This is a genomic window from Actinoplanes sp. NBRC 101535 (assembly GCF_030269225.1).
Taxonomy (GTDB): domain Bacteria; phylum Actinomycetota; class Actinomycetes; order Mycobacteriales; family Micromonosporaceae; genus Actinoplanes; species Actinoplanes rectilineatus.
On the sequence record NZ_BSSY01000039.1, the window covers coordinates 1 to 6,538 of the forward strand.

Sequence of the window (6,538 nt, forward strand, 5' to 3'; positions counted from 1 at the left end):
GTGAAGCGTAGAGAACTCCATCTTCACCGATGTGATCTCACCCGCCGCCTTCGCCTCCACAGAGGCCACTATCCCCGTGAATCACCAGGTCACGGCCTCGTCATCAGACAACGCAATCGCCCTGGTTGCAATCCAGGGTCAAGTTCAACAATGGCTGTTCCGCCGAGTGTATGGCGCGACACGAGAAGATGATCGGGTTAACGAGTTTGGGGCTCGAGAGCATCGTCTCGGGTGCGGGCTCTGCGCAGGATCTTAAGGCGTCGCGATCAGCGACAATGGCTGGCAATGCGCAACTCGCCGCGATGGCCAAAGGTGCAAACATTGCCTGTGTCGGAAACAGCTTCACCGCCGACACCGCGGTCCTGAGAGGGCGGTCACGGACTTTTTAGGTCGATCTATGCGTTGGGTCCGTTTGGAGATCGTTCTGCGGGTTCGTAGTAGATAGTGATCACTCGATGGCGTGAAAGATGAGCATCGGTCACGTCACGGCGGTGGGCTGCGCGGTTGGGCTGGTCATGAGCGCGCGTAAGCGGTATCCCAGCGACGTGACCGATGAGCAGTGGGCCTTGCTCGGCCCGTTTCTGGACGCATGGAGAGCCACTCGGATCTCGGTGGCCGGTCGCCAGGGCGAACAGGATCTGCGGGAGATCGTCAACGCGATCCTGTATCAGAACCGGACCGGCTGTCAGTGGGCGTACCTGCCGCACGATCTGCCTCAGAAACCGGTGACTTACTACTATCTCGCCGTGTGGCGTGACGACGGCACCGATCAGGTGATCCACGATCTGCTGCGCTGCCAGGTCCGCCAGAAGGCCGGCCGGACCGAGGATCCGTCCGCGGTCGCGCTCGACACCCAGTCGATCCGGGCGGCGAACCATGTTCCGGCCGCCACGACGGGCAAAGACGCGGGTAAGAAGGTGCCGGGCCGCAAACGGGGCCTGGCCGTGGACGCCCTCGGCCTGATCATCGCGGTCGTGGTCACCGCCGCGTCCGTGACCGACAACGCGATCGGGATCCGGCTGCTCGACCAGGTCGCCCAGCACACCCCGACGGTCACGGTGGCCTGGGTCGACGCCGGATTCAAGCAAGAAGTCGGCGTGCACGGCGCCGTGACCGGCATCGACGTACAGGTCGTCAAACGCTCCGACGCCAAGCCCGGGTTCGTGCCGGTCAAGAAGAGGTGGATCGTGGAACAGGTCTACGGCACGCTGATGCTGCACCGCCGCCTGGTCCGCGAATACGAGAGCAAGCCCGCCTCGTCGGTGTCACGCACGTTGTGGGCATCGACGGCGAACATGGTCCGCCGGCTGACCGGCACCAGCACGCCGACCTGGCGAAACACGTAAGGCCGGCCGGTGCACCTCGACACCCTCCTCGGCCTGATCGGCGAACGCGAGACCACCGCGGCCGCGACCGCCGCACGCCTGCGCGAGCAGATCAGCCTGTTCACCGCCGAACTGACCCGCATCGATCGTGAACTGGCCGACCTGGCCACCACCCGCACCACGCTGCGCGAACTGGCCACGACCGAGTTCACCGCCGACGACCCGACCGTCATCAGCTCCGCCTACCAGCAGATCCTCACCGTCCTCAGCTCGGCAACGGCCGGGATGCGCGCCAAGGACATCTGCCTCGCCCTCGACATCGAACCACTACACAAGAACGTCGAAGGCACCCGCGCCAAGCTCAAACGCCTGGTCAACCGCAAGCTCGTCACCGAGAGTGAGGCCGGAATATTCACTCTCGCCCCGAAAAGGACGTAATCTCCATAACCGCCCTCTGAGCACGGACCTGCTGACTGTGGGGCAGGTGATGGCCCGGCTGCAAGTCTCCAAACACACCGTCTACCAGCTCATCCGTACCCGCCGACTGCGGTCGGTCCAGATCGGCCGGTGCCGGCGCATCCCCGCCACCGCCCTGACCGCCTACCTACGCGACCTTGACCGGGAGGTGACCGGTCATGGCCGGTAAGAAACGCGCCAACGGCGAAGGCACCGTCTACCAGCGCGCCGACGGCCGGTGGGAAGGCGCCGGCTACGTCCAGGCCGCCGACGGCACCAGCCGCCGGGTCCGCGTCTACGGTGCCACCCGTAAACAGGCCGCCGACAAACTGACCGAGAAACTCGCCGACTCCCAGCACGGACGGCCGGCCCCGGTCAACCCGAACACGACCGTGGGTGAGTACCTGCTGTCCTGGCTGACCACGGTGGCCGTGCATCGGGTCCGGCCGTCCACCTACACCAACTACGACACCTACGTACGCGGGTTCCTCATCCCCGGCCTCGGCCACCGTCCGCTGCACGCGCTCACGGTCGCCGAGGTCCGTACGTTCCTCGACGGTACCGCTGCCGTGTGCCAGTGCTGCGCCCAAGGGTGGGACGCCCGACGCGACCCCCACCACCGGCGCAAGGATCGGCGGCCCCGCTGCTGCGCGGTCGGCGCATGCTGCCAGCATCGGGTGCAACCAGCCACCGTCCGCTACATCCGTGCGGTGCTGTCGGCCGCGCTCGCCCACGCCGTGCGTGAGGAGCTGCTGCACCGAAACGTGGCTTCGGCGGTGCGGCTGCCGACGCCACGCCGGACCGGCTACCAGCCGTTCACGGCGGTCGAAGCCCGCAAATACTTGTACGCTGCCGCGTTTCACCGCCACGGCCCACTGTTCGAACTCGCTCTGCGCACCGGGCTGCGCCGGGGTGAACTACTCGGCCTGCAATGGGCGGACATTGACCTGGACGGCGGGCACCTGTCCGTGCGGCGAACGCTCGCCCGGGTCAAGGGCGGGATGACCTTCCAGCCGCCCAAAACCGAGGCATCCCGCCGCAAGATCGTGCTCCCGGCCGCCTGCGTCGCCGCGCTCAAGCGGTATCGGCAACGGCAAGATCTCGACCGTCGGGAAGCCGGTGACCGGTGGACCGACCACGACGTGGTGTTCGCCTCGTCGACCGGCCGGCCACTCGACCCGGCATACGTGCACCGGCAACACGAGACCGTCTGCTACCTGGCCGAAGTCCGCTACATCCGGTTCCATGATCTGCGGCATTCGTGTGCGACGTTGCTGCTGGAACAGGGCGTCGAACTCGTGACGATCAAAGACCTGCTCGGTCACGCCCGGCTGCACGTCACCGCCGACGTGTACGCCCACGTCAGGCCCCGGCTGCACCGCAACGCCATCGAAGCCCTCAACCACGCCCTCGACCCCGACCAGCCCGACCCCGACCACCGACCCGCCATCGGATGATGTGAGGGTGAGGGACACCCGAGCCAACCATGCAGCCGGATCGTCTCCGGTGCGGCCTGCACCAGTGTGTCCCTCACCCCCGGTGGCACCCACCGGCAGGGCATCTACCCACCAACCTACGAACCACGTGCGGGCACAGGAACGTCCCCAACACCATCTGCGCGGACACTTCCATGACCTTCAAACGTCCCGTCTGTGTCCGCTACCGTGCCGGTATGAGTCAGCGACTGCGCAGCGCTCTGCTCCGCAAGAATCTCGACGTGGCCGGACTCGCCGCCGCTGTCGGAGTCGATGCCAAGACTGTGACCCGGTGGCTGTCCGGCCGGATCCCGCGCCAGCGCACCCGGCTGGCCGTCGCCGACGTGCTCGGCGAGACCGAGACCGACCTGTGGCCGCAAACCCGACCCGACCTCGCGCCCGGCGCGGAAGCCACCGCCGAAGTCGTCGGTGCCTGGGCGCATCGTGCCGACATCCCGCAAGCCTTGTGGACGTCCCTGCTGTCCGGTGCGACCTCCCGGATCGATTTGCTTGGTTACGCCTACCCGTTCGTGCTGGAGTTGCTGCCCGACACCATGCAACGGCTGACCGACAAAGCCGCCGCCGGTGCCCGCATCCGGCTGGCGTTCGCCGACCCGGACAGCACCCACGTCCTCGAACGCGACGCCCTGGAGCAAATCGGCGGCACCCTGCCCGGCCGGATCCGCAACGCCCTCAACTTCTGCGAACCCCTGCACGACGTGGACGGTGTCGCGATCGGACTGCACGCGGTGCACCTGTACAACTCGGTGTTCCGCTTCGACAACCAGATGATCGTCACTCCGCACCTGTACCGCGCCCGCGGCTACCAACATCCCGCCCTGCACCTGCGCGAACTCTCGCCGTACGGCATCTTCGCCTCCTTCGCCGACCAGTTCGAACAGATCTGGCAGACCACCACCGCTTACCCGCCGGAGCCGGCATCGTGAGCGGCCGGCGCGACTACTACCACGACCCGGCCGCTCCGCGAGCCAACAGCCTCGTCCCCGGTGGTTCCGCCCTGGTCGTCGACGAGCACGGCCGGGTGCTGCTGCAACGCCGGGCCGACTCCGGCAACTGGGCGCTACCCGGCGGCACCATGGACATCGGCGAAACCCTCGGCGACTGCATCGTGCGCGAGGTCAAAGAGGAAACTGGCCTCGACATCGAGATCACCGGCCTGCTCGGCATCTACACCGACCCGCAGCACGTCATCGCGTACGCCGACGGCGAAGTCCGCCAAGAATTCAACATCACCTACTACGGCCGAGTCACCGGCGGCACCCTCGCCGTCAGCGACGAATCGACCGACGTCCGGTTCGTCGACCCGGCCGACTCCGACCGCATCCCGATCCACGACACCGTCCGGCTCAGGCTCCGCCACCACGCCGAACACCGCGCCACGCCGTACCTCGGATAGCCCCACCGGGCCGCTTGACGGCCGCCGACGGCCCTGGTTGTCCGCCCACGTTGCCGTCACGGTTGCCGTCAACGCCACCCGACAACCCGATCCGCTGCCGGACCGTTCCGAGAAAGACCAGGTGAGAGCCCTGCGCCGATAGGTCACTCTCCGTGTCGTCGGTGAATATGCCACACGTACTATGTGCTCGCCGGCGATGCCCCGGTTCTTGTTCATAACGATGGCGGCAGCACGCCTCAGCCTCCCAATGCGGTCATTGAGCGAATCAAGCAGATTCAGGCCGGCGGGGTGCAGCCTAGGCCGAATGGGGCAGGTACCGGCCCCGACAGATTCGAGGTGAGGCCGAACACCCCTGGTGCTCAAGCACGAAAATGGGGCCCTTCGGCGCCGGACGCCGATGATGCTGCGCTGATCTACGACCTTGGCGATGGAAGTAATTCGTACCGCATTTTGGTGAACCGATATGGTGACGTCGCCTGGGTCAAAGACCACAACTATAATAACGTCAGAATATACAAGCCGTGCTAGCGCGTTGAGGAGTGCCTGCAATGGAGCGTATCACCGAGCGCCAGATCGCTCGGCTAGTGGATTTTGTCGAGGCCAGAATTTCCGACACTGATTCACGTGAAAGTGAAGCCGAACGCCGTGCGGCCAGCGCTCTCCGATTGATCGTACACAAGCAGGTGGCGGCTATTCGCTATTATCGATCCGCTCCACCAAAGGCAGTCTCGACGGCCGAATTGCACGCAACCGCCTCATGGAATCTTCTGGTCGGTGTAGCTCAAATCTGGCGGGATCATCTCGGTTTTCCAGAAGATGCGGCAATCGAAACATTTGAATTTAAAGACGATCATCCACTTTTGCCGACGGGTGTGAACGATGGATAGAATAGGTGGCGGAAATCGAATCTGACGACAGGTTCGGTAACGACGATTGGATTGAGATACCTGGAGTAGCTGTCGAAATGCGGGCCGATGGCGGGTCGGTGGCAGTAACCGTGCGTAGTCAATGGCTGGGTAGCGTTGCGGTCGTTCGCTGGGGCTGCCGTCAACAGACGTCAAACTTTGACGGTCTTCTATTCTTGCTCGCGCGGGGTGAGAAAGTGTCTTTGCTCCCGGATGGCGCGGGTCTGCCGTTCATCGATTTGCGGCTGGTGTTCTCGGGCGTGCGTGCGTGGCCGTAGGCCATGAGCGCGTGGGCCCGAGAACAGCCCCATTACCTATAGCGACCCCAGCGGCTTCGGCAGAACACCCTGGGACGACCAGAACAACGAGCCGCGCGGTGACGGCAGCCCCGACACGGGCAGAGGTTACGACGGCGATGACGGCGGTTCCGATGACGGCGGCGACGGCGGCGGTGGGGTGGACGTCACCGACAACGGCGACGGCTCCATCGACGTCGGGGGCGTCACGGTCACCGATTATCAGGTCTACGACTTCGAAGCGTTCAAGAAGAAAGTCAATATCGCCTACTACTCGTACCTCAACGTTTGGGGTGACGAGTGGACGACTAAGGATGCCGATACCAAGCTGCTCTTGGTGATGTACCACGCCTGCAATACCGAGGGATCGGTATGCTCGGCGATCTATGCCGCTGAGGTCAGCAAAGCGTTGCAATCCAGGGTCAAGTTCAACAATGGCTGTTCCGAAGCGTGCATGGCGCGACACGAGAAGCTGATTGGGCTGATGGATTGGGCGGTCGGGGGCATCGTCTCGAGTGCGGGCTCTGCGCAGGCCCTTAATACTCCAGCAGGAGATCCGTTTTGAGCTGCTGTGGCGGTGCGGGTTTGTCCGTGGACAGCAAGCAGCCACCGCTGAGTCTCGGTGGTTGTGTGGACCCCGAAATCGGCGGTGGCTGCCGCCTAC

The 6,538-nt window shown here is 64.8% G+C and carries 8 protein-coding genes; all 8 read left to right on the forward strand.

All coding sequences use genetic code 11. The features are described from left to right. Nucleotides 1-515: 515 nt before the first annotated feature. The 8 genes from QSK32_RS45150 (at nt 516) to QSK32_RS45185 (ending at nt 6,439) form a co-directional block, all read left to right on the forward strand. Nucleotides 516-1,346, forward strand: a complete 831-nt coding sequence (locus QSK32_RS45150; RefSeq protein ID WP_045742779.1) for an IS5 family transposase — start codon at nt 516-518, stop codon at nt 1,344-1,346. 9 nt (nt 1,347-1,355) lie between these two features. Continuing rightward, a complete protein-coding gene (locus tag QSK32_RS45155; protein ID WP_045742744.1) occupies nt 1,356-1,763 on the forward strand; it encodes a hypothetical protein in 408 nt (135 codons plus the stop codon). A 16-nt stretch (nt 1,764-1,779) separates the two neighbouring features. After that, nucleotides 1,780-1,971, forward strand: coding sequence for a helix-turn-helix domain-containing protein (locus tag QSK32_RS45160; RefSeq protein ID WP_083449047.1), 192 nt, complete (start codon nt 1,780-1,782; stop codon nt 1,969-1,971). Continuing rightward, a complete protein-coding gene (locus QSK32_RS45165; RefSeq protein ID WP_285475540.1) occupies nt 1,961-3,238 on the forward strand; it encodes a tyrosine-type recombinase/integrase in 1,278 nt (425 codons plus the stop codon). Before QSK32_RS45160 ends, QSK32_RS45165 begins: the two co-directional genes overlap by 11 nt. 215 nt (nt 3,239-3,453) lie before the next feature. After that, nucleotides 3,454-4,203, forward strand: a complete 750-nt coding sequence (locus tag QSK32_RS45170) for a helix-turn-helix domain-containing protein (RefSeq protein ID WP_045742777.1) — start codon at nt 3,454-3,456, stop codon at nt 4,201-4,203. Further along, nucleotides 4,200-4,673, forward strand: coding sequence for an NUDIX domain-containing protein (locus tag QSK32_RS45175; RefSeq protein WP_045742742.1), 474 nt, complete (start codon nt 4,200-4,202; stop codon nt 4,671-4,673). Before QSK32_RS45170 ends, QSK32_RS45175 begins: the two co-directional genes overlap by 4 nt. A 548-nt stretch (nt 4,674-5,221) precedes the next feature. Next, the gene (locus QSK32_RS45180; RefSeq protein ID WP_285475541.1) at nt 5,222-5,560 is read left to right on the forward strand and encodes a hypothetical protein; all 339 of its coding nucleotides are present in this window, start codon (nt 5,222-5,224) and stop codon (nt 5,558-5,560) included. Between the two features lie 474 nt (nt 5,561-6,034). Then, nucleotides 6,035-6,439 (forward strand): hypothetical protein, encoded by a 405-nt coding sequence (locus QSK32_RS45185; RefSeq protein WP_285475542.1) that lies wholly within the window; start codon nt 6,035-6,037, stop codon nt 6,437-6,439. The last annotated feature ends 99 nt before the right edge of the window (nt 6,440-6,538 follow it).

Excerpts from the sequence above, each read along its gene's own strand:
- QSK32_RS45150 (WP_045742779.1), top strand. The coding sequence starts at position 516 with ATGAGCGCGCGTAAGCGGTATCCCAGCGACGTGACCGATGAGCAGTGG.
- QSK32_RS45165 (WP_285475540.1), top strand. The coding sequence starts at position 1,961 with ATGGCCGGTAAGAAACGCGCCAACGGCGAAGGCACCGTCTACCAGCGC.
- QSK32_RS45170 (WP_045742777.1), top strand. The coding sequence starts at position 3,454 with ATGAGTCAGCGACTGCGCAGCGCTCTGCTCCGCAAGAATCTCGACGTG.
- QSK32_RS45180 (WP_285475541.1), top strand. The coding sequence starts at position 5,222 with ATGGAGCGTATCACCGAGCGCCAGATCGCTCGGCTAGTGGATTTTGTC.